1 pseudogene is annotated in these 307 nt (G+C 68.1%); it reads left to right on the forward strand.

Annotated elements, in window-relative coordinates:
• Positions 1-116 precede the first annotated feature (116 nt).
• Positions 117-307 (forward strand): annotated as a pseudogene (locus NE591_RS16405) (RpiB/LacA/LacB family sugar-phosphate isomerase); the annotation flags it as partial.

Below are 307 nucleotides of genomic sequence, written 5' to 3' on the forward strand. Positions count from 1 at the left end.
CTCGGAGAGGCTTTGGGCGGCCTTCTGCTCCGCAGCGGCGCGATCGACGAGAATCTTGCCGTTGTTGCGGCGGCCGGGCAGCACGCCCGAGGCCACCATGGCGTTCACGCGAAAACAACGATGATCGCGTCGATTACCCCGACTATGCGGCCCCCGTGGCCCACGATGTGGCCGACGGTGTCGCCGAGCGCGGCGTGCTCGTGTGCGGCACGGGCATCGGCATGGCCATGGCCACCGACAAGGTGCCCGGCGTGCGTGCCGCCAACATCATCAACTCCGAGTTCGCCGCCTTGTGCCGCGAGCACAA

The sequence above is a fragment of the Adlercreutzia sp. DFI.6.23 genome, assembly GCF_024462535.1.
In the GTDB taxonomy this organism is placed as follows: domain Bacteria; phylum Actinomycetota; class Coriobacteriia; order Coriobacteriales; family Eggerthellaceae; genus Adlercreutzia; species Adlercreutzia rubneri.